The organism is Embleya australiensis, from assembly GCF_051903075.1.
Lineage (GTDB): Bacteria > Actinomycetota > Actinomycetes > Streptomycetales > Streptomycetaceae > Embleya.
In genome coordinates this window covers 3243409-3269272 of record NZ_CP182422.1, presented here as the reverse complement: position 1 = coordinate 3269272, position 25864 = coordinate 3243409, and the positions used below count along the sequence as shown (strand labels likewise).

Below are 25864 nucleotides of genomic sequence, written 5' to 3'. Positions count from 1 at the left end.
GGGCGGACGCAGCCGACGGATCAGCGCAGTGTCACGACGGTGTACGGCCCGACGACGGCGAGGTTGAACACCTTGGGGTCCAGGAGCTGCTTGCGGAAAACCACGTCGCGCTGCTGGTTCTCCGGCGACATCGGGAACGAGTCGACGACCATCGTCGCGTGATACCCGTCCGGCTGCGCGCGCAGGAGCATCGCGTCCGGGGCCCGCCACGGACTGGCCTTCATGCGCTCGACCAGATCCTGCGCCGACCCGGCGGCGGCCCAGCGGGCGACCTCCTTCTGCCGCGCCTCCAACTCGCCCAGCGGGTTCGAGTATTGCGGCGTATAGGCCAGGAAGCCCCAGTACGGCTTGATCGCGAGAAGCCGGTAGTTGTCGGTGAGCAGGATCGTCTTGTTGGGCGCCTTGTGCTTGGTGCCGGCGGAGATGGCCTTGAACAACTTGCCGTCCAACTCCAGCGCCGCCAGCGTGTCCCCGGTCGCCGGTTCGTCCCGGATCCGCGGCCCCTTGCCGTCCGGGTAGGGCTCGCCGAGGGCCTGGTCCAACGAGCCGTGGTCGGAGCGTACGAACTGCTGCGCCACCACCACGCCCGACGCCACCGCGAGCACGGTGACCACGGCGAGCGCGGTACGCGCGATCCTGGGCTCCATCGCCCGGCGGCGGAGCGCCCCGAGCGCCGCGGCGAGCCCGAACACCCCGCCACAGGCCAGGCACAGTTCCAGGATCGGGGTCATCCGGAAGGTCAGCAGGGTGGTCTCGGCGACGCCCGCCACGAACGACAGGACCGACCACACGTAACAAGCGGCGACGCCGATCACGAGCCCGCGCGCGATGATGTCCCCCGACCCGACCGCCCACAGCAGCCAGACCAGGCCGATCAGGCACAACACCCCGATGGGGGTGAACTCCAGCATCGGGGTGGCGAACGCCGCGCCCTCCGGGAAGAGGTAGTGCTGCGCCGCGTTCTTGGGCATGCCGAGGTCGAACGACTTGAGCAGATACGGCACCCACACCGGGAGGATGAGCACCGCCGCCGCCCCCGCGATCGGGAGCAGCCGGCCGAGCACCGTCCCCAGGGTGTACCCGGACGGAGCCGCGCCGGGGTCGCGGGCCTCCCGCTTGCGCGCGATCAGCAGCCCCACGACGGCCGACCCCACGATCACCAACGTGAGGAAGCCGGTGATCAGGGTGTAGAAGAGCGCGGAGATGCCGAGGAAGACGCCGATCCCGAGCAACACCGCGAGGTTGTTCGGGCGCCGACCCGGGCGCTCGTCCCGGGTGCCCCGGGCCAGCATGTACGCGACGGCGACGATCACCGGCGGGGTCAGCCCGGTGATCACCCAGGCATAGCCCTCGTTGACCGCGGGCGACGCCCCGGACAGGCCCACCAACGTGGTCGTAGTGCTCAGCGCCACGGCCATCGGGCGCGAGACGATGGCGCTCCACAACGTGAACGCCAGTGCGGCCGTGACCCCCGCGGTCAGGATCGTGAACGGCTTGTACGCCTCCCAGCCGGCCAGGCCGAACAGATTCGCGAAGCGTCCGCCGAGCCAGAACCAGCCGGTGGGGTAGAGCGGCGGGGTGTTCTCGTAGTTCATGTCGGACAGCCGCGGGGAGTCGGTCATCCGGGTCAGGTATTGACTGCGGAAGGAGTTGTCGCCCGCGAGCCCGCCGTAGTACCACTTCGTCGCGTACAGCGGCAGCGCCAGCACGAGCGTGGGCAGCGCGGTGACCAGGATCCAGGACAGTACGGTCCCCAGGAGTCCTCGGCCGCGGGCGCGCACGACCAGGAACGCGACCAGGCCGAGCAGCACGGCGGCGCCGAGCGCCGCGTACTCGATCGGGATCAGCGACTTGGACAGCGTCTCCGACTTGTCCGGCCCGATCATGACCCTGGGCTTGGGCATCCCGGCGTGGGTGACCAGGTACTGGATCGGCAGACTCGTCGCGATCGCCACCACCGCCGCACAGCACAGCTCGGCGATGATCGTCCGCGCCCGGCGTTCGGATCGGTCGCCGCTCGCGCGCGGGCCGGCTGCGGATCCGGACGCGGGAGAGAGCGCCGCGCCGTGCGCGGGATGGTCCGACATGACGTCCACCAAGCGGTTCCGTTCGATGGGATCCGGGAGGGCTGCGCCGACTTCCGGATCGACTGACTCGAGCAACGAGGCAAGCCGGGTGCCGAGATCGATCGGGCCGGGGTAGCGGCCATCGGAATCGTCGAGGCCCTGCACCTCGGAACGGCAGCCTATCCCGCCCCACGATCATCCGGGCAGGAGTGGTCTGGCACCGGCGACGTGCTCTCGGATGCGTGTGCGACCCCCCGGCGGGCCCGCGCCGGTACGCTGCGGTGGGGCTTCGGGGGAGGGAGAACACACATGGCCGCACTGTGGTCCAGGGACCGTTTGCAGGACTTTCGGGCACGTGTACGGGGCGCTCTCGTCGGCGGCGCGATCGGGGACGCGCTCGGTGCCGGGATCGAGTTCCTGAGTCTCGCGGAAATCCGCGAACAGCACGGACCCGACGGGGTCGCCGGCTACGTGACGGCGTACCACCGACGCGGCGCGATCACCGACGACACGCAGATGACCCTGTTCACGGTGGAGGGGCTGATCCGCGCGCACGTGCGCCGGGACACCGGGGCCTGGCATCCGCCGACCGACCTGCACGGCGCCTACCTGCGCTGGAAGGCCACCCAGAGCGAATGGGGCCCCGACGAGCGCAAGGACGAGGGCTGGCTGGTCCGCGAGGAGTGGCTGTACAGCTCGCGCGCGCCCGGGTCCGCGTGCCTGCGCGGGCTGGAGGACGAGAGCGTGATGGGCACGCTGGAGCGGCCCAAGAACCCCGACTCCAAGGGCTGCGGCGCGGTCATGCGCTCCGCGCCGTTCGGTCTGCTGGTCGGCTGGCGGCCCGAGCTGGTTTTCCAACTCGCCGTGGAATGCGCGGTGTTGACCCACGGACACCCCACCGGCTACCTCGCGGCGGGCGCGTTCGCGGTGATCGTGCACGCGGTCATGCAGGGCGCGCCGTTGGAGGAGGGCGTACGGATCGCCCTGGAATTGGTGAAGTCCCGTCCGGAGCACGCCGAGACGGCGCGGGCGATCGAGGCGGCGCTGACCGCGGTGCGCGCCGGGGTGCCCTCGGCCGAGCGGGTCGAGGAGCTGGGCCAGGGCTGGACCGCCGAGGAGGCGCTGTCGATCGGGCTGTACTGCGCCCTGGTGGCCCCCGACATGCGCACCGGACTGCTGCTCGCGGTCAACCACGGCGGGGACAGCGACTCGACCGGGTCGATCTGCGGCAACCTGCTCGGCGCCATGCACGGCGACACCGTGCTGCCCGCCGACCTGGTCGCCGAACTCGAGGGCCGCGGTGCGATCCTGCAACTGGCCGACGACTTCGCGATGGAGATGACCCAGGGCACCACGCTGCACGGCCCCGAGGCGGGGGCCACGAGCTGGACCCGGCGCTACCCGCCGACCTGAGCGCCGGCCGCCCCGGGCATCCCCCGCGGCGGCCGGATCGCCCCGATCAGGGTCGGCGCTCGTCCACCCAGGCGCCCGCGACCATCACCGCGCGCACCTGGAGCGCGTCGTCCAGGACCACCAGGTCGGCCTGCTTGCCCGGCTCAAGGGTGCCGATCCGGTCGGCCAGGCCGAGTGCCCGCGCGGGCGTGGCCGAGAGCGAGCGCACCACGTCGGCGATCGGCAGGCCGCCCGCGACACCGTTGCGCAGCGCCCCGTCCAGGGTGAGCGTGCTGCCCGCGATCGAGTCGCCGCCGGCGAGCCGGGCCACCCCGTCCACCACGTCCACGGTCATCACGCCCAGCGGGTAGACGCCGTCCGGCATGCCCGCCGCACCCATCGCGTCGGTGATGAAGGCGACCCGGTCCGGGCCCGCGCTCGCGTACGCCAGGTTGACCACGCTGGGGTGCAGGTGCACGCCGTCGTTGATCAACTCGACCACCGCGTCGCTGTCCTGGAGCAGCGCGGTGACCGGCCCCGGCTCGCGGTGGTGCACGCTGCGCATCGCGTTGAACAGGTGGGTGGCCACACTCGCGCCCGCGGCCAGCGCCGCGTGGGTCTGCCGGTGCGTGCCGTCGGTGTGCCCGACCGCGGCGATCACCCCCTCGTCGGCGAGCCGGCGCACCAGGTCGACCCCGCCCGGCAGCTCCGGGGCCAGGGTGACCATGCGAATCGCGCCGTTCGCCACCTTGAGCAGCGTGCCGACCTCGTCCCGATCCGGCGCGCGCAACTGGGTCGGGTCGTGCGCGCCGCAGCGGGCCGCACTCAGATAGGGGCCCTCCAGGTGCAACCCCGCCAGCAGGCCGTCGTGCACCAGCGGGGAGAGCGTGGTCACGATCCGCAGCAGGTCCGCCGGGGACGCGGTGACCAGGCTGGCGACCGTGGTCGTGGTCCCGTGCGAGCGATGGAATTCGGCCACCCGCAGCGCCTCGTCGGGATCGCCGGAGGTGTACGAACCACCCCCGCCGCCGTGCACGTGCATGTCCACGAAACCGGGCACGATCCAGCCGCCCGCGAGGTCGACCACCGGTTCCGAGCCGTTCGGCCGACCGGGGCCGGCGAAGGCGATCCGTTCACCCACCACGTGCACCGAAGCGCCGTCGACCACCCCGAAGGGCAGCACCACGCGCGCATTCCCGAGCACCGTCACCCGCGCACCTCCAAGGTGTCCCACGCGATCAGTCCGGCGCCTCGGCAACCGGCCTCGTCTCCGAGTGCCGCGGTGACCAGCGGCGGCACGTGTTGGACCACGGCGCGCTCGGCGAGCAGCGTCCGCAAGGGGCTGAACAACTGCTCCCCGGCGAGCGAGAGTCCGCCGCCGATGACCAGCAACTTCGGGTCGTACAGGGCGAGTCCGGTGAGCAGGCCGTCCGCGAACGCGGACAACCCCTGACCCCACACCGCGGCCGCGACCCGGTCGCCCGCGGCGACCCGGGCGACCACCTGGGCCGCGCTCAGCGGCGGGTCGTCGCCCGGCGCGGCCTCGGCGAACGCGTGCGCGATCGCGGGTCCGGAGAAGTGCGCCTCCAGACAACCGACCGCCCCACACGTACATTTACCCCCGCCGGGGCGCACCGTGATGTGCCCGATCTCGCCGGCCTGCCCGTGCGCGCCCGGGTAGGGGCGTCCGTTCAGCACCAGCACCGAGGCGAGCCCGGTGCCGATCGCCACGAACAGGAAATTGTCGCAGTCGCGCCCCGCGCCCAACCGGCCCTCGGCGAGCGCGCCGGTACGCACGTCGTGGCTCAAAGCCGCCGGTAGCCCCAGCCGGTCGGCGACCAGCGAGCGCAGCGGCACCTCGCGCCACTGGATGCTGGCCGACCACACCGCGACGCCCGCCGCGTCGTCAACGATGCCCGGCACCACCACACCCGCCGCGCGCGGCACTCCGCCGAGTTCGACCGCGCGATCGCGCAGTGCCTCGGCGAAGTCGACGATCCCCGCGACCACCGCGTTGGGGCCGTCGGTGCGTCCGGTCGGGCGCCGCTCGGAGTAGACCAGGCCGCCGTTCGCGTCCACGACGCCGCCCTTGATGTCGGTGCCGCCGACGTCGAGTGCGACGACGCAGTCCGCGCCGGACAGGTCGGACGGCGTGATGTTCACGTGCGGCATCGGCGTCTCAAGTCTGGTAGATGGGGCAGATTGTCGGCCCGAGGGCGGGTGGATCCGAGAATGCGCGTTTGTGCTCACTGGATAGCAGTTGAAAACATGAACATGCAACAGCATCGTTGAGTGAGCGCAACCTCACCGAAACCCCCGACGCGTGACGCGCGCGGGTGGCCGGGGAGGATGGTCGCAACGATCCGACACGAGTCGGGCGGGCTGTCGGACCTGGCGGGAGGTCGCGAGTGAGTCGTTACGAGCGGTGGGGTGCACTCCTCGAATTGCTGGCCAAGCACGGCCGGCTGGAGGTCGAGGACGTGGCCTCGGAGCTGGACGTCTCGCCCGCCACGATCCGCCGCGACCTGGACCAGCTCGCGCAGCAGCAGATGTTGACCCGCACCCGGGGCGGCGCGGTCGCGCACGCGGTCTCCTACGACCTGCCGCTGCGCTACAAGACCGCCCGACACGCGTCCGAGAAGCAGCGCATCGCGCAGGCGGTGGCGGCCCTGGTCAAGCCGGGGGAGACGGTCGGGATCAACGGCGGCACCACGATGACCGAGGTGGCCCGCGCGCTGGTGGCCCGGGCCGATCTGTACACCGAGGGCGACTCGAACGCGCAGGCGTTCACCATCGTTACCAACGCGCTCAACATCGCGGGCGAACTCGCCGTGCGGCGGCACGTGAAGATCGTGCTCACGGGCGGGGTGGCGCGCCCGCAGTCGTACGAGCTGATCGGCCCGCTCGCCACCGGGATCCTGCGCGAGGTGGCCCTGGACGTGGCCATCCTGGGCGTCGACGCGATCGACGTCGAGCACGGCGCGAGCGCGCACCACGAGGGCGAGGCGAGCATCAACCAGTTGATGGCCGCCGGCGCCGGTCGGGTCGTGGTGGCCGCCGACTCGTCCAAGCTGGGCCGCCGCGCGTTCGCCCGGATCTGCCCGCTGGACCGGGTCGGCGTGCTCGTGACCGACACCGACGCCCCCGAGGAGGCCACCGCGGCGTTCGCGGACGCGGGCGTGCGGGTCATCCGGGTCTGACCCGCGGGTCGTTCGGGTCCGTTCGGGCCCGTTGGGGTCGTTCGGGTCGTTCGGGTCCGAGACCCACCAAAACTCCGGCCGAAACTCCGGGCATTGCCGCCTGTCAGTGCTGCCGAATCGTTTCCCCAACCAACCCTCCGGCCTGCTCGATGCAAAATTCGTGCACAACCGGAATGGATCATTCGAAGAAGCGTCGATGGACCACTTCAAGATCCAATAGGCGTCCTCCGCGCCGGTTCTCCGCATCCGCGCCCGGACGGGTAACGAATTGCCCGGCAAACTGCCGCGACCTCTCCAACCAATCGCAGGATTGGTGTAGACCTTTCTTCCGGCGAGGTGTTGACTGCCGACGCGGCGAGTCCGCAAAATGCTCGATGCTGCTCAAGAGTTTTCTCCAAATCCGTGTTGCGAACAGTTTTGCGCATGTGCACGCATGGGGTTTAGCGCCACGAAACCCTGCCCAACGGTCCTGTTTTCCCGAAGGCATGAAGGCGGTTCTGCGATGAAGCGGCACCAGATGGCATTGGCGGCGACAGGACTGTCGGCCGCACTGCTTCTGTCAGCGTGTGGTGGGTCGGACGACGACAGCGACGACAGCAAGGGGGCGACCCCCGGCGCCTCCGCGCCCGGCGCTCCCGCCGGCGCCCCGAAGGACGGCACGATCAAGTTGGTCGTGGCGGACTACGGCAGCGGCGACGGCAGCATGCAGAAGTATTGGAACGGGGTGATTTCGAGCTTCAACGCGAAGTACCCCGGGATCAAGGTGAACCTGCAGGTCATCAACTGGGATGACATCGACAAGCAGGTCGCGACCATGGTCCAGAACAACGAGATGCCCGACCTGCTGCAGACCGGCGGTTATGCGGACAAGGTCGTCGACGACCTGCTCTACCCGGTCGACGACATCATGTCGCCCGACACCAAGGCCGACTTCGTGGAGTCCTTCACCCCGGCCGCGACCGTGAAGGGCAAGCAGTACGGCATTCCCTTCACCTCCAGCACCCGGCAATTGATCTACAACACGGATCTGTTCACCAAGGCCGGCATCACCGAGCCGCCGAAGACCTGGGACGAGCTCAAGGCCGCCGCGACCAAGCTCAAGGCCGCCGGTGTGGCAACGCCCTTCGGCCTGCCGCTCGGCAAGGAGGAGGCCCAGGGCGAGTTCATGAACTGGGCGCTCGGCAACGGCGGCGGCTACCAGACCAACGGCAAGTACACGGTCAACAGCCCGGCCAACGTCGAGGCGCTGAACTGGGTCAACGACAACCTGGTCAAGACCGGACTGACCGAGTCCAACCCCGGCACCAAGAACCGCAAGGACGTCTACACCGACTTCTACGGTGGCAGCGTCGGCATGGTGAACAGCAACCCCACCATGATCGCCACGCTGAAGAAGGACTACCCGAACCTCAAGTACGCGACGGCGCCCATCCCCGGCAAGACCGGCCCGCTGAACGAGACGCTGGGTGTCTGCGACTGGATGATGGCGTTCAAGAAGAACGGCCACAAGGACCAGATCAGGGCGTTCGTGGACCACGCGTTCAGCACCGAGCAGCAGATCAAGTTCCAGGAGCAGTACAGCTTCCCGCCGGTGACCAAGTCGGTGATGGCCAAGATGACGGCCAACCCCGCCAACGCCGGTCTCAAGCCGTACATCGACCTGCTGCCGAAGGCGAAGTTCTACCCGCTCAACGACGTCGCGTGGGACGTGCTCTCGCCCAAGATCAAGGAGCAGCTCGGCAGCGCGGTCTCCGGGAAGTCCCCCAAGGACGTGCTCGACCAGCTCCAGAAGGAAGCCGAGTCGGCCGTCGCCCAGCAGAAGAGCTGACGCCTCACCGGACAAGTCCGCGCACCGAACGAGGAGGACGGCCCCGTGGCCGAAACCGCCGTACGCAGAGCGCCTTCCGTGGGCACCAGAGTCAAGAAGGCGCTCGCCCCGCTGCCGTGGATCGGCCCGGCCGTCCTCCTGATCGGTCTCGTGGTCCTGTGGCCCGTGGTCGTGATGGTCTGGAGCTCCTTCCAGCGCATCCGCCGCACCGGCATCGTGGTGGGACCCAACGGCACCGACAACTACACCAAGCTGTTCGACGAACCGGACTTCGTGGCCGTGTTGTGGAACACCGTGGTCTGGGTGCTGGTGGTGGTCGCCATCACGCTCGTGTTGTCGCTGTTCCTGGCCCAGCTGTTCAACCAGCACTTCCCGGGCCGACGCTTCGCCCGCTGGGCGATGATCGTGCCGTGGGCGGCGTCGGTCTTCATGACCGCCGTCGTGTTCAAGTGGATGCTGCACGAGACCCACGGCGTGATCAACACGCTGATGGTCGACCTGCACCTGATGGACGCGGGCAAGGACTGGCTGGGCAGGCCGTCCACCGCGATGCCGTGGATGATGGCGGTCGCCGTCTTCGTCTCGCTGCCGTTCACCACCTACACCCTGCTCGCGGGGCTGCAGACGGTGCCCGGTGAGGTGTACGAGGCGGCCCGGATCGACGGCGCGTCCACGTGGCGCACCTACCTGTCGATCACCCTGCCGCTGCTCAAGCCCGCGATCCTGGTCGCGGTCGTGATCAACCTGATCAACGTGTTCAACTCGTTCCCGATCATCTGGGCGATGACCAACGGTGGTCCGGGCTACGAGACCGCGACGACCACGGTGTTCATGTATCAGCTCAAGGCGTCGGACATCGGCGAGAGCGCGGCGATGTCCGTGGCCAACTTCGCGATGATCATCATCCTGGTCGCGTTCTTCCTCGTCGTCAGCCGTGGGAACAAGGAGACCGACCGATGAGCACCGTCGTGACCGCCGAGCCGGACGCCGGCGCCCCGCAAGGACCTGCGGGCGTGGCCGGCGGCAAGGGGAGCAGGCGCGGGAAGCCCGTAGTCGGGGGCTCGAAGTACAGCCGGAAGCAGCTGTGGTTCGGCGCGCTCGCGTGGGTGATCGCGATCGTGTTCGTGGCGCCGTACATCGAGATGGCGATCACCGCCCTGCGGCCGAAGGACGAGTTGACCAGCGACGGCTACGTGCCGTCGAAGTTCGAGTGGGCCAACTTCGTCGACGTCTGGGACAAGTCCACGCTCGGCGACAACCTCAAGGTCTCGTTGCTGGTCGCGGGCATGTCGACGCTGCTCGTGCTGGTGGTCTCGCTGCCCGCGGCCTACTACACCGCGCGCAAACGGTTCCGCGGCCGGGGCGTCTTCCTGATGCTGGTACTGGTCACCCAGATGTTCCAGCCGACCTCGCTCCTGGTGGGCCTGTACCGCGAGTTCTACATCCTGGATCTGCTCGACTCGTACTGGGCGCTCGTGCTGGTCAACGGCGCGTTCAACCTGGCCTTCTCGGTGTGGATCCTGACCGCCTACTTCAGTGCGATCCCGGTCGAGCTGGAAGAGGCCGCGATGATCGACGGTGCCTCCCGTCTCGGGGCACTGCGTCGGGTCACGCTGCCGCTGGCGATGCCGGGCATCGTCACCGCGGTCATCTTCACCTTCATCGCGGCGTGGAACGAGTTCACCGTCGCGCTGGTCCTGGTGACCACTCCGGACAAGCAGCCGTTGACGGTCGGGATCAACAGCTTCCTCGGCGCCTACCGGGTCGAGTGGCAGTACCTGTTCGCCGGGTCGGTGGTGGCGATCGTGCCGGTGGTGATCCTGTTCGCGTACATCGAGAAGCACGTCGTGTCGGGGTTGACGGCGGGGTCGGTGAAGTAGGTCGAAGGCGGTCGCCCGGTCGTTTCGGGCGGTCGTGGTCGCCCCGGACGACGCGAAGCCCACAGGTCTCGGGGGCCTGTGGGCTTCGGCGTGTTCGGGCGCGTGTTCGGGCGGGGCGGTTACGGCAGGGTGATGTGGTACGCCTTGCGCAGCGTCTCGTGCACGGTCCACACCGTCTCGTCGCCCTCCTGGAGCACGCACGCGTCGCCGGGGCCGACCTCGATGGTCGCGCCGCCGCGGATCTCGATCGTGGCGCGGCCGGAGACCACCACGAACAGCTCGTTGGCCTCGGTGTCGGTCACCACGCCGGGGGTGATCTGCCAGATGCCGCGGATCTGCCTGCCGTCCTCGGACTCCCACAGGACCTTGCCCGAGACCTCGGGCGTGCCGGAGACGATCTGCGCCGGGTCGAGCGGGTCGGCTTCGAGTTCGGCGGCGGGGATATGGACGGCAAAGGTAGACATGCGGCGGAGCATATAGGCCAACCGGACGGCCGCCTCTCGCGGGTGATTCGTGGGCTTTTCCGGCGAATCACCGTGCCGGTGCGGTCCTGCGTCGGTATCGGCGGGCACAATGCCCGAGAGCGGGTCGACGGGCCCGCCCGAGGCACCGAAGGGAAGACCGATGGGTGAGGAGCACGACGTGCGGCCGGAGCCGCCGGTGATTCCCGGGCAGGGCGCCGCGGCGACCGCACCCGACGCGACCCCGGCCGGCGGCCTGTCCGAGCGGGACCGGGACATCCTCGAATTCGAGCGCCAGTGGTGGAAGCACGCCGGCGCCAAGGAACGTGCCGTGCGCGACCGCTTCGGCTTCTCCGCGACGCGCTACTTCCAGGTACTGAACACCCTGCTCGACCGGCCCGAGGCGCTCGAACACGACCCGATGCTGGTCCAGCGGCTGCGTCGGCTGCGCGAGGCCCGCCAGCAGGCCCGCTCCACCGTGCGTCGTACCGGGCACTGAGAGGCCCGGGTGTTCACGCGCCGCAAGGACGAGTACGACGTATTCGACGGCTTCGGCCGCTACGGCCTGATCTGGACCAACGAGGACGCGGGAGCACCCGACCCGGAGCCGGCCGCCCCGGGGGAGGCGGAGGCCGAGGGGGAGTCCGGGCGCGACCTGATCGGCGGCCTGCGGATCGACGACTCGCCCGCGCCGGCCCGGTCCCGGCGAAGCCTGATCGTGCCGGTGGCCGTACTGGCGGCCCTGGCCCTGGCGGGCGCGCTCGCCATCGCCGGGGAGGAACCCGCGACGCGGGTGGCGGCGGGTCGGGCGGACCGGCACACTCCGGCGGCAGCGCCCGCCCCCGCGCCCGCGTCCGCCCGCCCGGTACCGCCCGCCCACGCGCCCCCGGTCCCGAGGGGCAGCCGAGGCAAGGTCGTCCTGCTCGACCAGACCAAGGTCCCGGCACTGGCCAAGCGCATGGCCCGCCGCCTGGAGGCGGCCGGCTGGGAGGTGACCGGAACCGACACCTTCCGCGGCGCCGTCCCGGCGACCACCGTCTACCACCCCGCCGACCTGGCGCCCCAGGCCCGAGCCCTGGCCGCCGACCTCCCGGGCATCAGCCGCGTCAAGCCCGCCTTCGCCGGCATCCCGCGGCACCGGCTGACGGTGATCGTGGTCGACGACCAGGTGGTCCCGTTGGCGGATCGGATGTTGGGGTCGCTGACCACGCGGTAGCGAACGGGGCGCGGGAGGAAAGTGGTGCCCGCCCGGGGCTCGTAGGGAGCACGGTGCCCGAGCGGCCCGGCCCGGCCGCGTGGCCGGGAATCCACGTCGCACTTCGCCGGCGGGTTAGGTTGGTCGGCATGACCTCGAACCGGCCCACGCTGCCCGAACCCATCACGCCGGCCGGCCGGGTCGGCCTCGCCGCGCTGCTCGACGCACCCGCCCAGGCGGTCGTCGCGCTCGATTTCGACGGCACGCTCGCCCCGATCGTCGACGATCCGGAGCATGCCCGCGCCGATACGCGCGCGGTCCTGGCGCTGTCCCGACTGACCCCGCATCTGGCCGCGGTGGTGATCGTCACCGGGCGGCCCGCCGCGGTCGCGGTGGAGTACGGCCGTTTTCGCGGGGTCGCCGGACTGGAGAACCTCGTCGTGCTCGGTCACTACGGCCTGGAGCGCTGGGACGCGGCGACCGGTCGGGTCAGCGCCCCGGAGCCGCCGCGCGGGGTGCACGAGGTGCGGCTCGAACTGCCCGACCTGCTGCGCTCGCTCGACGCGTGGAGCACCACGTGGACCGAGGACAAGGGCAGCGCGCTCGCCGTGCACACCCGCCGCGCCCCGGACCCGCAGGCCACCCTCGACCTGCTGCGCGGCCCGCTCGGCGAACTGGCGAAGCGGCACGACCTGGTCGTCGAACCCGGGCGCTACGTACTGGAGTTGCGCCCACGGGGGATGGACAAGGGGCGCGCGCTGACCGGCTTCCTCGCCGAACGCCGGGCCGCGACGGTGTTGTTCGCCGGGGACGACCTCGGGGACATCGCCGCGTTCGAGGCCGTCGAGGACCTGCGCGGACAGGGCGTGGCCGGGCTCACCGTGTGCAGCGGCTCGGCCGAGGTGCACGCCCTCGCCGAACGCGCCGACCTGGTCGTGGCCGGCCCGGAGGGAATCGCCGAACTGCTCGGCGCGCTCGCCGACGCGGTGGAGGGCCGGTAGAGCCCCCTTTACGCATCCCCCTCCCCGCACGGCTCCGGTGTACCGTCCACGATCGCGAAGCGGGCCCTCGGGTCGAGCAGCAACGTGGCCTTCACACCCTCCGGTTGGGCCGTACGCACGCTCAGGTCCGGGGAGACCCGGATCCCGTGTTCGGTCAGCGTCGCGCGCGCCGTCGCGTATTGGGCCGGGGTCAGGCGGTAGGCGCAGGGAGGTTCGAGCGGCGCCGCCCAGGTCGCGGGCAGGTTGTCGGCGCCGTCCAGGTAGACCCGCTCCGGGCCGTGCTCGGATCGGGTGCGCGAGGCGCGGACCGCCGACGCGATGGCCTCGCCGCGTTCGGCCGCCATCCGGAGCGTGGCGCGGGCGGCCACCAGGTGCGCCCCCACCCGACGGCGGTGGAGCAGGGCCGCGTCGGCCCGCTCCAGGGCCGACGTGGGGTTGGCGTCGACCTCGACCAGGACCGCGACCGCGTGGTCGAGGGCCGCCGCGTTGCGCAGCAGGCGTTCGTCCCCGTCGCCGCCGGGTCGGCGACCCGTCGGGTCCACGCCGTACACGTCCGACGCCCACCCCGCCGCGCGCAGCGCCGAACCGATGCGGTCGCGCGCCAACTCTGTGGCCAGTCCGCGCAGTTCGGGGTCCACGTTGAGATTGCTCGGCCACAGGTACAGGGTCGGCGCGGCGTAGGCGTCCGCCGGCATGTCGAACTCGTGCAGGTCGTGCACGATGTGCGGACGCGTCTCGCGCAGCACCCGCCGGACGGCCCGCGCCTCGGGCGAGGCCACCGCCAGGTGGTCGCGGTTGAGGTCCACCCCCTCGGCCGTCGCCCGGGTGCCCGCCGCCAGGCCGTCGGGGTTGGGCGTGGGCAGCACCAAAACGGTGACCCGCTCCAGGAGTCGGCGACCGGCGGCCGAGCGGTCGTCGGCCAGGTCCCGGACCAGCTTCAGGCACGCCTCGCGCCCGGCCGGCTCGTCACCGTGCTGGCCGCAGACGAACAACACCCGGATCGGCTCGGGCACCGTACGCGCCCCGGACACCGTGATCAGCTCCACGTCCCGGCCGCGCGCGCTGCCGCCCACCCGGGTCACCGTCACCCGGGCCGGCGCCCACCCGGCACGATCGGGGCCCGGCGCCGCCGCGATCAGCTCGCGCAGGAGGTCCCGCTCCTCCGCCGGGGTGGTCCAGGACAGGCCGCCGCGACGCTCGAACCCCGTCGTGGTCCGGCCGCCGCGACCGCCGCTCGCGGGCGCCGGGCCGAGCGCGACGCCGGCCACCAGCGCCACCAGAAGCATCGATCTCGCCGCGCGCGTCGTCCACGTCCGCCACGCCCTCATCCGTGCACCACCGTCCCCTCCCACGCGCAAGTCCCCCGACCCCTGCGGGACTTGCCCGAATTGCACACCCGGAACAGCGGGAATCGCGCACCCGGGGACACCGAGCATGGCCCGACAAAGGGAGTTGATGGCAGAGCCCGACTGGCCTAGGCTCGCTGATTCCGCTGCCCCACCCAGTGCAGTGATCGGGAGCCGTGATCGGTGCCCGGCACCGGTGGGCCGCGCGGGCCGCCACCCGAATCGGGCAGCCGGCCCGTGCCCTCGCAGGGGCGCACCAGGACGGGCCACCGAGCCCGGCCGGGCTCCGATATGTCAGCGCCACGAATCGGAGACAGTCATGTCCGCGCCCGCCGCCGTCCCCGACCCCACCCCGACCGCCGACCGGGCCGAGACGAACCCCGGTGCCGACGCGCTCGCCGTCGAACGTGCCTACCTGGACGCCTCCCGCGCCGCCCTGCGCCGCATGCGCGAGGAGACCGAGGCACTGGACCTGCGCGACGTCGGCGCCACCGCCGTCGCCACCGAGACCGCCCGGCACCTGATCGCCAAGCGGCTCGCCGCGCTCGGCGACCACGCCGGGTCCCCGCTGTTCTTCGGCCGGATCGACGGCCGCTTCGCCGACGGCGTCCAGGGTGTCGAGCCGATCGAGGTCACCGCCGACCCGGACAAGGCCGTCGAGTCGTTCTGGATCGGCCGCCGGCACGTGCACGACGAACTCGGCGACCCGATGGTGGTGGACTGGCGCGCCCCGCTGTCGCGGTCGTTCTACCGGGCCAACCGGGCCGATCCGCTGGGCGTCGAACTGCGCCGCCGGTTCGGCTGGACCGCCGGCGAGCTGACCGCGTTCGAGGACGAGCACCTGACCGACCCCGACGAGGCGGAGAGCGCCAGTGGGATCCTCGCGGCCGAGATCGAGCGTCCCCGCGTCGGCCCGATGCGCGACATCGTCGCCACCATCCAGCCCGAGCAGGACGAGATCGTACGCTCCGACCTCGGCCACACGCTCTGCGTCCAGGGCGCGCCCGGCACCGGCAAGACCGCCGTCGGCCTGCACCGCGTGGCCTGGCTGCTCTACGCCTACCGCGACCGCCTCGCCCGCAGCGGCACCCTCGTGGTCGGCCCGAACCGCTCCTTCCTCGACTACATCCAGCAGGTACTGCCCGCGCTCGGCGAGGTCGAGGTCGGCCAGACCACCGTCGAGGACCTGGTCACCCGCACCTCCAAGATCAAGGTCCGGGCCCTCGACGAGGCGGTGCCCGGCACGATCAAGGGCGACGCGCGGATGGCCGAGGTGCTGCGCCGCGCGGTCTGGTCCGGCCTGAGCGAACCGCGCGAGTCGGTGGCCGTGGTCCGCGACTCGCGCACCTGGCGGCTCGCGGTGTACGAGGTCGAGGAGTTGGTCACCGCGCTGCGCGGGCGCGACGTGCGCTACGGCGCCGCGCGCGACATGCTCCGGCAGCGGATGGCGCACGCATTGTTGACCAAGATGGAGGAGCGCGGCGAATCCCCCGACGACCGGGTGCAGGACGCGGTCGCGCGCAGCCGGCCGGTCAAGGCGGCGGTGGACACGATCTGGCCGGCGGTGGACCCGCTCAAGCTGGTCTTCCGGCTGCTGAGCGAACCCGCGTTCCTGGCCGCCTGCGCGGACGGCATCCTGACCGCCGACGAACAGGCCGCGATCGGCTGGGCCAAACCCCCGCGCTCGGCGGGCGCCGCGCGCTGGACCGTGGCCGACGCGGTGCTCGTGGACGAGACCGCCGACCTGCTCCACCGCACCGGCGGCTACGGGCACGTGGTGATCGACGAGGCGCAGGACCTGTCCCCGATGCAGCTGCGCGCGGTCGGCCGGCGCTGCCCCACCGGCTCGGCCACCGTGCTCGGCGACATCGCACAGGGCACCACCCCGTGGGCCACCCCCGGCTGGGCCGAGACGCTGCGCCACCTCGGACACGAAGGAGCCAGGATCGAGGAACTGACCCGGGGCTTTCGGGTGCCGCTGCAGATCCTGGAGTTCGCGAGCCGGTTGTTGCCGCTGATCGCCCCCGGCCTGGCGCCGGCGTCCTCGGTCCGGCAGGCGGCGGGCGCCCTGGAACTGCGCGCGGTCGAGCCGGGCGAGTTGGCCGCGCGGTCCGCCGAGGCGGCCGTCCAACTGCTCGACCACGAGGGCTCGATCGGCCTGATCTGCGCGGACGCACGGGTCCCCGAGGTCGCCGCCGCCCTGCGGGCGACCGACGTCGCACACCGCGTCCTGGGCACGGACGACGACATCGACACGCCCCGAATCAGCGTGGTCCCGGCATCGCTCGCCAAGGGCCTGGAGTTCGACCACGTAGCGGTCACCGAACCGGCCGAAATCGTCGCCGCCGAAGCCCAGGGCCTGCGCCGCCTCTACGTGGTACTCACCCGCGCGGTCTCCGGCCTGATCGTCCTACACGCAGCCCCACTACCCACCGCGCTCACGACCCCTTAGGCCCTGCCCAGCGGCTCGTGCCGAGTCCACGCCGCCCGGCACCGCGCCTCGCCGCACCGGAGAAACAGCCGAACAGAACCACTATGCGGCTGCTTCTCCGGCACGCCGATGCACGGCACCGGACGACGCGGCCTGATCCAAGCTCCGCCGAACAGAGCCCGCCCCACCACCCCAGAGCCCGCCGCCCACCCGCACACGGCCCCCCAACCCGCCCCTTGGCGCGTCAGCGCCCACGCCCCGGGCCGCCCCCGTGATCGACGAGCGCAGCGAGGAGAGCGGCGGAGCCGCGAAGTTCGGGCTGGGTGACCCGGAGCGAAGCGGAGGGGCACCCAGCCCCGAGCGAGGGGCCGCTTTTTCTTGGAGGAGCGAAGCGGGGGAAAGAAGAAGTGGTCCCTCGCGAGCCGGCGCGAAGCGCCGGACAAACAACCCCTCGCGAGCCGGCGCAAAGCGCCCAACAATCCGAGTGAACCGCGTGTGTCGAACCGGTTGGTGGTCGGCTTCGCTCGCTCGTTCTGCCATGCTGGCCAAGTGGAACGCATCCAGGAGTCCGCGACCGTGACGCTGCGGGACCAGTGGGCCCGGCTCGTCGGTGAGCACGCCGAAGCCGGCGCCGTCGTCGAGAGCCTGCTGGCGCGCTATGCCGAGCCGCACCGCCGCTATCACGACACCGACCATCTGCGCACCGTGCTCGACCTGATCGGCGAACTGGCCTACGAGGCCGACGACGCCGACGCGGTCATGCTCGCCGCGTGGTTCCACGACGCGGTCTACGATCCGGCCCGGGCGGACAACGAGGAGCGCAGCGCGCGCCTCGCCGAGCGCGGGCTGCGCGAGGCGGGCGTGGCGCCGGCCCTGGTGGCCGAGACGGCGCGCCTGGTCCGGGTGACCGCCGAGCACGCGCCCGGCGAGCACGACCACAATGCCCACGTGTTGTGCGATGCCGACCTGGCCATCCTGGCCGCCGACCGGGAGCGCTACGAGGCGTACACCGCGGCGGTGCGCGAGGAGTACGCGTTCGTCCCGGACGAGGCGTTCCGCGCCGCCCGGGCCGCCGTACTGCGCGACCTGATGTCGCTGCCCCGGCTGTTCCACACCCGCCTGGGCGCGGCGCGCTACGAGGAGGCGGCCCGCTTCAACATGCGTGCCGAACTGGAGCGCCTGGAAGGCAGCATCCCGCGCCAGCAGTCCTGAACCCGGTCCGCCGGATCCCGTCCCGAGCCCCGGCTCGGCGCCCGGGACCCGCGGCGCGCCCGGCCGGGGGTCAGCGCGGGCTGTACCGCTTGCGCCGCCGCAACCCCGCGCGGGTCAGCCGGACCACCAGCTCCCGGCTGGAGACCGGCTCGGCTCCCCGCTCCAGCGCGAGGGCGTACAGATCGGCCGGCACGTCGTAGTGGTCCCGGTCGAACGCGCGTTCCGGCGCGCCGAGTTCGCGCGCGAATTCGTGCAGTTCGGCATGCGAGACGTCACTGACCAGGTGCGACCACAGCCGCCCGCGCCCGGGCCAGGCCGGGGGATCGATGAGAAGTGCCACGCGCTCGATTCTCGTACACATCCGGCTCCGCCGTGATCGGGCGCCCGCCGGACCCGCCGTGATCACCCACACTGGGCACATGAGCAAGGATCCCACCGACGTCGCCCTGCTGACCGCCCGCGCCCTGGTCCTGGCCGACCTGCGCACGCACGGCGCCGAGACCCCCGAGACGGTGACCGTCGTCGAGCACGCCCTGGTCGAGCGCAAGTGGTGGGTCGAGCAGTGGCCCGACGGTGCCGCCTACGTGCCCGGCCTGGTCGGCCAGGACGTGCAGGAGGCGCTGGCCGAGCAGGGCCGGGTGTGGCCGCCGTGCCCGCTGCACGACGACCACCCGCTCTACCTCGAACCCGAACTCGGCGAGGACCCGCACTGGGTCTGCGAGCGGGCCGGCACCGTGATCGCCCCGCTCGGCGCGCTGACCTCGACTCAGCCGCCGAACGAGCGCGCGGTCAAGGACGCGTAGATCGGCCGGTCGGCGCCCACCGCGTACGCGCCGACCCAGCCCTCGCCCTCGGCCCGACCCACGGTGACCCCGGCGTGGGCGACCTCCCGGGTCGTGGTCACCACCTGGTCGGCGCCGGCGCCCAGGGCCGCCTCGGCTCGCCGCTGCTCCTCGGCGTCGGCGGCCCGCAGTGCCTCGGCGAGCACGTCGTACGGGTCCCCGGCCGCCGCGCCGTCGCCGCCGGGCAGGGTCAGGACGGTCCGACTCGGCGGCGGGTCGCCCGGGTCGTGCAGGCCGTGGCGGATCGCCTCCGCGCCGTAGCAGAACCGGATCAGCGGCGCCCACATCGCCGACCAGTACGCCCGCGAGGGCGCCCGCTCGATCCCGGCGACCTCGCCGTCGAGCAGCACCACCGCGCCGACCTGGTCCGGCACGCACTCGAACTCGGCGACGAAGCCCTCCAGTTCGAGGGCGTAGTGCTTCGTGAACAGCGCCAGGTTGCCGGTCTCGGCGAGCCCGGCGGAGGCGTTGAACCGCTGTACGGCCGGCCACAGCCGGCTGTACCCGTCCGCGTCGGCACTCGCCGAGGCGGCGGCGCGCAGCGTGAGCGGCAACACGGCGAGCGGCTGCGGCCCCGCAGGGATCAGTCCGGGCTGGGTCTGCTGCACGCACATCGCCGCGTCGAACGCCAGCTCGCCCGAGGGCTCGACCAGCGCGGCCCGGGGCATCGCGTGGTCCTGCGCGCTGCGCTCGACGAGCACCGCGAGGTGACACGGGACCAGCGCGACATGCGGGCTGTGGTTGACGAAGGTGAGCGTGCCGTAGCCGCTGGTGCCGATCCACAGGTCGGTGGGCACGGTGACGGTCGGCGCGTCGACGGTGTCGCCGAGCAGCGGCAGCACCTGCATCCGACCGACGCTCTGCACCCGCCCGAGGGCGCAGTCGGCCAGCAGGTCGCCGATCGGCAGCGTGTCGTGGGCGAGGGTGGTCATGCGGTCACCTCCGGGTGGGCCAGGCGCAGCAGCGCGGGTATGGCGGCGGTCGGGTCGGCGGCCAACATCAGTCGGCACCAGGCGAGTTCGAGGGCTTCGGGACGGTGGACGGGGGCGAGCGGCAGGCCCGGCGCGTAGCCGCGCAGGCCGGCCGCCTCGGCGGCGAGGACGGGGGAGAGCTGGACCACCGGCACCGCGACGCCGAGGGTGCGCGCCGCGTCGAGCACCTGGGCGAATCGGCCGGCGGGCGCGTTCTCGTAGCCGTCGCCGACCACCACGATCAGCTCCGCGCCGGTACGCAGCGCGGCGACCAGGGCCTCGGCGGCGGCGGTCGGGCCGGCGGGGTGGACCAGCCGGCCGTCCGGGACGCCGCCGATCCACACGTCGTGGCAGGTGCCCGCCGCCGCCCGCAGTGCGTCGCGCAGGGCGAGCACGGCGGCGATCGGCCGGAGCGGCTGGTCGGTGCCGCCGCGCATGGAGGCGGAACCGTCCAGGACGAGGGCGACCCGGCGGCCGGCCAGGTCGAGCCCGGCCGCGGTGCGCGCGGCGCGCCGGTCGAGCGCGGCGGCGACCTCGGCGGTCATGCCCTCGGCGAACGCGTACAGGTAGAGCCGGACCGCGTCGTAGCGATCCGGGTCGACGTCGACCGCCACGCCCGCCCGAGCGGCCTGCCGCTGTCCGGCCAGCCGCTGTCCGACGGTGAGCCGGGCGGCGGTCAGCTCCAGGACGCGGGCCGGCTTCTCGTGCGGGTGGTACCGGCCGCGCAGCCCCTCCAGGGTTTCGAGCGGCAGCGCGGCGCCCGCGTCCAGGTCGGTGCGGGCGGCCCGATACGCGACCGGGAGCGGCAGCGTGTACGGACCCTCGGCGCCCAGCACGAACGCGACGCACTCGCGCACCGCGGCGGGATCGGCCCGGTCGGCGGCCCAGCGGTCGATCTCGCGGGCGAGGATGCGGTGTTCCTTCGGGTCGAGTTCGCCTCCGGCGAGTCGTTTGGTCAGGATCGCGCGCAGGATGCCGCTCAGCCGCAGACCCCACGCGTGCCGCAGGGCGCCGGCCAGCTTGTCCCGGTAGCGCACCGACCACAGTTCCAGGGAGGTGGAGCCGAGCACGGTGCGCAGGATCAGTCGGCGCACCCGCGCGTTGTTCACCCGCCGCTCGGCCAGCATGGCGAACAGCTTGAGCCGGCGCGGCACGGTCAGCGCGGCGACCGCGGCGCGGACGGCGTCGCCGTCGTGCTCGTGCGCGGGTGTGCCGAGCAGGTGCAACACGCCGAGCTGCCGGCTGCGGTCGGTGGCCCCGGGGGAGCACACCAGGCCCGCGTACAGCCGCCGGTCCAGCGCGGCCATCGCCCGGTGCGCGTCCTCTTCGAGGGCGAGGTGCTCGTCGCGGGTGTTGTAGAAGGAGGCCCGTCCGGTCGCGGCCACGGCGACGTCCAGGAAACGCACGACGGTGGCGGCGGCCTCGGCACGGGCGGGGTTGTCGGCGCTGAGCGCGCGCACGATCTCGGTCTCGGTCATCGAAATGGGCTCCCCCGTGGGCACCCGGGGCAGGTCGCGGGTCCGGTGTCGATCTCGGTACGTAGCCGGGACCGCTTCCAACCCATCGGAAACGGCACTGTACGAACACGCAGTTCCCCGGGTGCGATGGCGCGCGACTTCGGGCAGGTCACGGGTCCCGGATAGGGATTCGAACCCCAAGCACCCCAAAAGCGCTTGTACGCCAAGACAGAAGGAACACGTAGTTCCCGAAGTCGCCTCACGAGCCTACGAGCGAGCGACCGGCGATGCCGGCGAATATCACCGCGGCGGGAAGCCTGAGGTGTCCAACTCGATCCCGAAGGGATCGGGGATGACGACCGAGCCGCCGAAATCGACACGTTGCACCCGCTGATAGACCTTGCCGTCGGGCTCGGAGTACAGCGTTGCCGCCGGGCCGTCCTTGTCCCACCGATCGACGAGCAGGTAGAGCGGAATCGGTCCGTGTGCGTACGCCCGCAGCTTGTCGACGCGGTCGATGCTCGCATTGCTCGGGGAGGTGATCTCGGCGACGAGAAGAATCCGATGCGCCGGTGTCGGCGTGGCCACGTCTTCCCGAGCCATCACCACCAGGTCGGCCGCCCGGAGACCATTTCAGGGTAAGTCGCCTGTGCCACTCGAACGAGCGAACACGCTTCGAACAGTGGTGGAAGGGCCCGCAGGGACGCGAAAGAGGCGGCCCCCCCGAAGGGGACCGCCTCTTTCGTGGAGCTACCGACCGGGTGGGTCGGGACTGCCGATCCTCAGCGGATCAGAAGTCCATGCCGCCCATGTCCGGGGCGCCGCCGCCGGCCGGAGCGGCGTTCTTCTCCGGCTTGTCGGCGATGACGGCCTCGGTGGTCAGGAACAGCGCGGCGATCGACGCGGCGTTCTGCAGCGCGGAACGGGTGACCTTCGCCGGGTCGATGATGCCCTCGGCGATGAGGTCCACGTAGTCGCCGGTCGCGGCGTTGAGGCCGTGACCCGGGGTCAGGTTGCGCACCTTCTCCACAACCACGCCACCCTCGAGGCCGGCGTTGACCGCGATCTGCTTGAGCGGGGCCTCGACGGCCAGGCGCACGATGTTCGCGCCGGTGGCCTCGTCGCCGTCCAGGTCGAGCTTGTCGAACGCGATGGTGGACGCCTGGAGCAGGGCCACGCCACCACCGGCGACGATGCCCTCCTCGACGGCGGCCTTCGCGTTGCGCACCGCGTCCTCGATGCGGTGCTTGCGCTCCTTGAGCTCGACCTCGGTCGCGGCACCGGCCTTGATGACCGCCACGCCGCCCGCGAGCTTCGCCAGGCGCTCCTGGAGCTTCTCGCGGTCGTAGTCCGAGTCGGAGTTCTCGATCTCGGCGCGGATCTGGTTGACCCGACCCGCGACCTGGTCCGAGTCACCGGCGCCGTCGACGATGGTGGTCTCGTCCTTGGTGACGACGACCTTGCGGGCGCGGCCGAGGAGTTCGAGACCGGCGGTGTCGAGCTTGAGGCCGACCTCCTCGGAGATGACCTGGCCACCGGTGAGGATGGCGATGTCGCCGAGCATGGCCTTGCGACGGTCGCCGAAGCCCGGAGCCTTGACGGCGACGGACTTGAAGGTGCCGCGGATCTTGTTCACGACGAGCGTGGCCAGGGCCTCGCCCTCGACGTCCTCGGAGATGATCATGAGCGGCTTGCCCGACTGCATGACCTTCTCGAGGAGCGGGAGGAGGTCCTTCACCGAGGTGATCTTCGAGTTGACGATGAGCACGTAGGCGTCTTCGAGGACGGCCTCCATGCGCTCCATGTCGGTCGCGAAGTAGGGCGAGATGTAGCCCTTGTCGAAGCGCATGCCCTCGGTGAGCTCGAGCTCGAGACCGAAGGTGTTGCTCTCCTCGACGGTGATGACGCCTTCCTTGCCGACCTTGTCCATGGCCTCGGCGATCATCTCGCCGATCAGGGGGTCAGCGGCGGAGATCGAGGCGGTGGAGGCGATCTGCTCCTTCGTCTCGACGTCCTTCGCGAGCGCGAGCAGCTGCTCGGAGACGGCCTCGACGGCCTTCTCGATGCCACGCTTGAGGGCCATCGGGTTCGCGCCGGCGGCCACGTTGCGCAGGCCCTCGCGGACGAGCGCCTGGGCGAGGACGGTCGCGGTCGTCGTACCGTCACCGGCGACGTCGTCCGTCTTCTTGGCGACCTCCTTGACCAGCTCGGCGCCGATCTTTTCGTACGGGTCCTCGAGCTCGATCTCCTTGGCGATGCTCACACCATCGTTGGTGATGGTGGGCGCACCCCACTTCTTCTCGAGCACGACGTTGCGGCCCTTGGGGCCCAGCGTGACCTTGACGGCGTCGGCGAGCTGGTTCATCCCGCGCTCGAGGCCGCGGCGCGCTTCCTCGTTGAACGCGATGATCTTGGCCATGTGGTGAAGTCCTCCCAGAACGGGGGTGAGTGCCGGACCGCACAGGTGCCCGCGACGGACGACCCGACCACCGCGAGGATCCCTCCCTCACGGGTGCCGAGCCTCACCGGCCCGGTCCGTTTCTGTCACTCTCACATCCAGAGTGCTAACGCCAATGATTAGCACTCGGCCATGCCGAGTGCAAGCGCAACGGGCGAGTCCAAGGCCCCCCACTCCACACCCGCGCGTGTCACACACCCCACCCCCACGCCCACCCGACCCCGCATCGCAGCCCATCCACATGCCACCCACCCCGACCTCGGCCACCCCGACACGGCTTCGCGCGTGCCGCGCACACCCCACCGGGTTCGGCCGCCGCCCACCGCACGGCGCCCGCCCCGCCTGCCCCGGGGCGGGCCGGAATCGGCGCTTCCCGGCCACCGCGCCACCCGTGCCCGCACGGGACGGGGTGCGCCGCCTGCGCCCCCCGGGTTGCGGGCGCCCGCCGACGCCAGGCTGCCCGCCACGGTTTCGGCGGCAGGCCCGGATCGGGGATCCCGGCCGCCGAGCCCGCCCGCACCCGTGCGGGACGGGGTGTGCGCCTGTGCCCCCGCGTTGTGGACGCCGCGCCCGCCGCCGCCCGGGTGCCCGTCCGGCACGGTTTCGGCGGCGGGCCCGGGTCGGAGTTCCCGGCCGCCGAGCCCGCCCGCACCCGTGCGGGACGGGTGTGCCCACACCGGGTTTCGGGTGCCGCGTCCGCGTGCACGGCGCCGGGCCGGGGGCCGGCCCGGATCGGGAGTCCCGGCCGCTGGGTCTGCGGTGGTTGCGTGGTCCGTGTTCGGGGCGCCGCCCGTGCCCGCACGGTCGAGGTGTGCCGCCGGTGTCCATGCCGGGCTTGAGTGCCGCGCCGGCCCGCGCCGCGTCGGCCCACGCCGGGTCCGCCCGCACCGGCCCTGGCCGCGTTGCCCGCGCCCGCCCGGGGCCGGGTGTGCCGCGTGTGTCCATGCCGGGTTTGGGTGCCGCGGCTGCGCCATGTTGGCTCGCGCCCGCGCAGATCCGGGTGTGTCGCCTGTGCGTGCACCGGGTTCGGGCACCGCGCCCGCCCCACGTCCGCCGGTGCGTGCGCGACCGTGGCGGTTGGGTGGCTCGGGCCCTGGGCATTGCCCGCACCCGGACGGGTTCGGATGTGCCGCCCCTGGGCCCACCTCGGGTTCGGGTGTTATGCCCGCCCTGGCTCACGCCGGGGCGTCTGTGGCCATGCCGAGTTCGGGTGTGGTGCCTGTTGCACGCCGGTCTGCCCGCCGCTGCGCCTGCGTCGGGTCCGGTCGGGGTGCCTGTGGTTGCGCGGGGTTGCGTGGCGGGCTCGGCTGCGTTGGTTGCCTGTACCGCCGTACCGGCGCCGGCGATACCCCGCGGCCGCTTCGCCTCGCGCCGCCTGTCCGGCCCCGGTCGGCGCTCCCGCATGCCGCCGCCCGCCGAACCCGCACCTGCCGCGCCCACGCCGCGCTGCCCCGACCCGGCGCCCCACCCGCCCGCGCCGCGCCGCCCGCCCCGGCCCCGGCCCGCGCTCCGCCGCACCCGTACCCGCACCTACTGTGCCCGCGCCGCGCTGCCCCGGCCCGGCGCCCCGCGCCGCGCTGCGCCGCCCGTCCGGCCCCGGCCCGCGTTCCGCCGCACCCGTGCGTCCCGCCGCCGCCCGTGCAACGACCGGGGCCCGGCCCCCGCTTGGCGGGAAGGCCGGGCCCCGGTCATTGATCCGACAGGATCGGGCGCGTTATGTGCCGCGATGTGTCGTGCAGTCCGTGTGTGGACCGTTTCAAGCAGAGGAGCGCATGGCTCCCGGTTCAGGCGGTGACGCGGACCATGTCGGCCTGCGGCCCCTTCTGCCCCTGCGAGATCTCGAACTCGACTCGCTGCCCCTCCTCGAGCGTCCGGTACCCGTCCATCTGGATCGCGCTGTAGTGGACGAAAACGTCCGCCCCACCGTCGACCGCGATGAAGCCGTACCCCTTCTCCGCGTTGAACCACTTGACGGCGCCCTGAGCCATTCCTAACTCCCCTGTTACTGGCCCTTTCACGGATACTGCACGCCGCAGCTCCGGGTTCGTATCCAGAAGGACCCGGCCCTCTGCTACGACCGCGGCTGAATGTATCCGGACGGATGCCCGGAGCAACAGGTCAATC

The 25864-nt window shown here is 72.0% G+C and carries 22 protein-coding genes; 11 read left to right on the top strand and 11 right to left on the bottom strand.

The genetic code is table 11. The features are described 5' to 3' along the window. Positions 1 to 20: 20 nt before the first annotated feature. Positions 21 to 2087, bottom strand: a complete 2067-nt coding sequence (locus ACMXN5_RS13825; protein WP_439675509.1) for an arabinofuranosyltransferase — start codon at positions 2085 to 2087, stop codon at positions 21 to 23. 288 nt (positions 2088 to 2375) lie between these two features. On the opposite strand from ACMXN5_RS13825, the gene ACMXN5_RS13820 reads away from it, so the two are divergent. Next, a complete protein-coding gene (locus ACMXN5_RS13820; RefSeq protein ID WP_439675508.1) occupies positions 2376 to 3479 on the top strand; it encodes an ADP-ribosylglycohydrolase family protein in 1104 nt (367 codons plus the stop codon). 46 nt (positions 3480 to 3525) lie between these two features. On the opposite strand, the gene nagA is transcribed toward ACMXN5_RS13820, so the two are convergent. Beyond that, positions 3526 to 4668 (bottom strand): N-acetylglucosamine-6-phosphate deacetylase, encoded by a 1143-nt coding sequence (nagA, locus tag ACMXN5_RS13815; protein WP_439675507.1) that lies wholly within the window; start codon positions 4666 to 4668, stop codon positions 3526 to 3528. Further along, complete coding sequence (locus tag ACMXN5_RS13810; protein WP_439675506.1) at positions 4665 to 5630, bottom strand: ROK family protein; 966 nt, start codon at positions 5628 to 5630, stop codon at positions 4665 to 4667. Before ACMXN5_RS13810 ends, nagA begins: the two co-directional genes overlap by 4 nt. A gap of 236 nt (positions 5631 to 5866) precedes the next feature. On the opposite strand from ACMXN5_RS13810, the gene ACMXN5_RS13805 reads away from it, so the two are divergent. The 4 genes from ACMXN5_RS13805 (at position 5867) to ACMXN5_RS13790 (ending at position 10366) form a co-directional block, all read left to right on the top strand. Next, the gene (locus ACMXN5_RS13805) at positions 5867 to 6658 is read left to right on the top strand and encodes a DeoR/GlpR family DNA-binding transcription regulator (RefSeq protein WP_439675505.1); all 792 of its coding nucleotides are present in this window, start codon (positions 5867 to 5869) and stop codon (positions 6656 to 6658) included. A 502-nt stretch (positions 6659 to 7160) separates the two neighbouring features. Then, complete coding sequence (locus ACMXN5_RS13800; RefSeq protein WP_439675504.1) at positions 7161 to 8486, top strand: extracellular solute-binding protein; 1326 nt, start codon at positions 7161 to 7163, stop codon at positions 8484 to 8486. A gap of 78 nt (positions 8487 to 8564) precedes the next feature. Continuing rightward, positions 8565 to 9446: a carbohydrate ABC transporter permease gene (locus tag ACMXN5_RS13795; RefSeq protein ID WP_379999304.1), complete on the top strand. Its 882-nt coding sequence runs from the start codon at positions 8565 to 8567 to the stop codon at positions 9444 to 9446. Next, positions 9443 to 10366, top strand: coding sequence for a carbohydrate ABC transporter permease (locus ACMXN5_RS13790; protein ID WP_439675503.1), 924 nt, complete (start codon positions 9443 to 9445; stop codon positions 10364 to 10366). The genes ACMXN5_RS13795 and ACMXN5_RS13790 overlap by 4 nt, the downstream gene beginning before the upstream one ends. 119 nt (positions 10367 to 10485) lie before the next feature. Here the strand turns inward: ACMXN5_RS13790 and ACMXN5_RS13785 are convergent, their stop codons facing one another. Continuing rightward, entirely contained in the window at positions 10486 to 10830 is a 345-nt protein-coding gene (locus ACMXN5_RS13785) for a cupin domain-containing protein (protein ID WP_020557698.1), read from the bottom strand. Between the two features lie 160 nt (positions 10831 to 10990). Between ACMXN5_RS13785 and ACMXN5_RS13780 the strand changes: the two genes are divergently transcribed. The 3 genes from ACMXN5_RS13780 (at position 10991) to otsB (ending at position 13023) form a co-directional block, all read left to right on the top strand. Then, entirely contained in the window at positions 10991 to 11326 is a 336-nt protein-coding gene (locus ACMXN5_RS13780) for a DUF3263 domain-containing protein (protein WP_379999310.1), read from the top strand. Between the two features lie 9 nt (positions 11327 to 11335). Then, positions 11336 to 12043 (top strand): LytR C-terminal domain-containing protein, encoded by a 708-nt coding sequence (locus ACMXN5_RS13775; RefSeq protein ID WP_439675502.1) that lies wholly within the window; start codon positions 11336 to 11338, stop codon positions 12041 to 12043. Between the two features lie 128 nt (positions 12044 to 12171). After that, positions 12172 to 13023 (top strand): trehalose-phosphatase, encoded by an 852-nt coding sequence (gene otsB / locus ACMXN5_RS13770; protein ID WP_439675501.1) that lies wholly within the window; start codon positions 12172 to 12174, stop codon positions 13021 to 13023. 8 nt (positions 13024 to 13031) lie between these two features. Here the strand turns inward: otsB and ACMXN5_RS13765 are convergent, their stop codons facing one another. Next, positions 13032 to 14309, bottom strand: a complete 1278-nt coding sequence (locus ACMXN5_RS13765; RefSeq protein ID WP_439675500.1) for a M14 family metallopeptidase — start codon at positions 14307 to 14309, stop codon at positions 13032 to 13034. Positions 14310 to 14688: 379 nt separating this feature from the next. Here ACMXN5_RS13765 and ACMXN5_RS13760 point away from each other — a divergent pair, with 379 nt between their 5' ends. Continuing rightward, positions 14689 to 16821 (top strand): HelD family protein, encoded by a 2133-nt coding sequence (locus tag ACMXN5_RS13760; RefSeq protein WP_439675499.1) that lies wholly within the window; start codon positions 14689 to 14691, stop codon positions 16819 to 16821. Between the two features lie 528 nt (positions 16822 to 17349). Then, positions 17350 to 18012 (top strand): HD domain-containing protein, encoded by a 663-nt coding sequence (locus ACMXN5_RS13755; RefSeq protein WP_379999322.1) that lies wholly within the window; start codon positions 17350 to 17352, stop codon positions 18010 to 18012. 70 nt (positions 18013 to 18082) lie between these two features. On the opposite strand, the gene ACMXN5_RS13750 is transcribed toward ACMXN5_RS13755, so the two are convergent. Continuing rightward, positions 18083 to 18352 carry a DUF4031 domain-containing protein gene (locus ACMXN5_RS13750; RefSeq protein ID WP_439675498.1) on the bottom strand — a complete coding sequence of 90 codons (270 nt, stop codon included), beginning with the start codon at positions 18350 to 18352 and terminating at the stop codon, positions 18083 to 18085. Positions 18353 to 18431: 79 nt separating this feature from the next. On the opposite strand from ACMXN5_RS13750, the gene ACMXN5_RS13745 reads away from it, so the two are divergent. Then, a complete protein-coding gene (locus tag ACMXN5_RS13745; protein ID WP_439675497.1) occupies positions 18432 to 18815 on the top strand; it encodes a hypothetical protein in 384 nt (127 codons plus the stop codon). On the opposite strand, the gene ACMXN5_RS13740 is transcribed toward ACMXN5_RS13745, so the two are convergent. From ACMXN5_RS13740 to ACMXN5_RS13720, 5 genes are all read right to left on the bottom strand, one after another. Beyond that, positions 18779 to 19786, bottom strand: a complete 1008-nt coding sequence (locus ACMXN5_RS13740; protein ID WP_439675496.1) for an ARPP-1 family domain-containing protein — start codon at positions 19784 to 19786, stop codon at positions 18779 to 18781. The two genes, ACMXN5_RS13745 and ACMXN5_RS13740, sit on opposite strands and share 37 nt — an antisense overlap. Next, positions 19783 to 21303 (bottom strand): hypothetical protein, encoded by a 1521-nt coding sequence (locus tag ACMXN5_RS13735; protein ID WP_439675495.1) that lies wholly within the window; start codon positions 21301 to 21303, stop codon positions 19783 to 19785. The genes ACMXN5_RS13740 and ACMXN5_RS13735 overlap by 4 nt, the downstream gene beginning before the upstream one ends. 279 nt (positions 21304 to 21582) lie before the next feature. Beyond that, positions 21583 to 21894, bottom strand: coding sequence for a Uma2 family endonuclease (locus ACMXN5_RS13730; protein ID WP_439678003.1), 312 nt, complete (start codon positions 21892 to 21894; stop codon positions 21583 to 21585). A gap of 178 nt (positions 21895 to 22072) precedes the next feature. Next, on the bottom strand, positions 22073 to 23701 hold the full coding sequence (groL, locus tag ACMXN5_RS13725; protein ID WP_379999334.1) for a chaperonin GroEL: 1629 nt from the start codon (positions 23699 to 23701) through the stop codon (positions 22073 to 22075). Positions 23702 to 25524: 1823 nt separating this feature from the next. After that, positions 25525 to 25728, bottom strand: a complete 204-nt coding sequence (locus ACMXN5_RS13720) for a cold-shock protein (RefSeq protein WP_020557826.1) — start codon at positions 25726 to 25728, stop codon at positions 25525 to 25527. Positions 25729 to 25864: the final 136 nt, after the last annotated feature.